This window comes from Parahaemophilus parainfluenzae (assembly GCF_001053575.1).
Classification (GTDB): domain Bacteria; phylum Pseudomonadota; class Gammaproteobacteria; order Enterobacterales; family Pasteurellaceae; genus Haemophilus_D; species Haemophilus_D parainfluenzae_S.
Genome location: NZ_JVSL01000028.1, coordinates 1 through 1,669 on the forward strand (window position 1 = coordinate 1; position 1,669 = coordinate 1,669).

1 pseudogene is annotated in these 1,669 nt (G+C 38.6%); it reads left to right on the forward strand.

Features of this window, described 5'->3' with window-relative positions:
* A pseudogene (locus AC979_RS10445) lies at positions 1-1,669 on the forward strand (hypothetical protein); the annotation flags it as partial.

Consider the following 1,669-nt stretch of genomic DNA (forward strand, 5'->3'; position numbering starts at 1 on the left):
CAGGCTGGAACTTACAAGCAAATGGTCAACCTGTTGATGCCGTAACTCACGGTAACAACGTGAACTTTGCAAGTGACAATTCAGTTAAAATTACACCAACAACTGACGGCAATACCAGCACAATTAATCTTTCTGTAAATGCAACGAATGTTGTTGAACAAGTAACAGGTAATGTTTCAGCAAATATGACAACTGGTAAAGCGGTTGTAGGTAAAGATGGTAATGAAAATACATCAACTGATGCAGGCAATAAAGTTGCCACAGTAGGTGATGTAGCGAATACCATTAACAACACAGGTTGGATTACAAAAACAACTGATGGAGCAAACGTTACTGTAAATCCAGGTGATCGTGTTGAATATGTTGATGGTAAAGGCACAACAGCTAACGTGACTGTAACCAATACAAATGGTCAAGACGTTGTAAATGTAACCTATGATGTGAAAACTGATGGTAAAACTGTTACTGTTAACAATGATGGTAACTTAAGTGTAGTGACTGGTAACATTACTAAAGCTTCAGATGATGTAACACAACCTAACGCAGGAAAAGTTACAGTTACTACTGGAGATGAGAATAAAGTTGCAACAGTTAAGAATGTAGCGGATGCAATCAACAGCGCAGGTTGGATTGTTAACACAGGTAAAGCAGATGACCAAAACTCATTCAAAACTGAAGCTGGAACAGCTACTAAAGTGGGGGCAGGTCGTCAAATTAACTTCCAAGCAGGTAAAAACTTAGAAGTGAAACGTGTTGGTGACAATATCATCTATGCTACATCTGACGACTTAAGTGTGAACAACATTACAGTCGCTGACAACGGTAGTATCAAAATTGGTGGTACCAACATTACGAATGGTGCAGTAAGTAACTTAACTACACACTTAGAATCCCCAGTTAAAGTGGAAGGTGATGTTGCTAATGCAACCAAAACAGCTGATTTATCTGCGAATCTTACAAACACAACTGCACCAGATTACAAAGGTAAAGATGCAGCGACAGTTGAAGATGTGTTAAAAGCAGGCTGGAACTTACAAGCAAATGGTCAACCTGTTGATGCCGTAACTCACGGTAACAACGTGAACTTTGCAAGTGACAATTCAGTTAAAATTACACCAACAACTGACGGCAATACCAGCACAATTAATCTTTCTGTAAATGCAACGAATGTTGTTGAACAAGTAACAGGTAATGTTTCAGCAAATATGACAACTGGTAAAGCGGTTGTAGGTAAAGATGGTAATGAAAATACATCAACTGATGCAGGCAATAAAGTTGCCACAGTAGGTGATGTAGCGAATACCATTAACAACACAGGTTGGATTACAAAAACAACTGATGGAGCAAACGTTACTGTAAATCCAGGTGATCGTGTTGAATATGTTGATGGTAAAGGCACAACAGCTAACGTGACTGTAACCAATACAAATGGTCAAGACGTTGTAAATGTAACCTATGATGTGAAAACTGATGGTAAAACTGTTACTGTTAACAATGATGGTAACTTAAGTGTAGTGACTGGTAACATTACTAAAGCTTCAGATGATGTAACACAACCTAACGCAGGAAAAGTTACAGTTACTACTGGAGATGAGAATAAAGTTGCAACAGTTAAGAATGTAGCGGATGCAATCAACAGCGCAGGTTGGATTGTTAACACAGGTAAAGC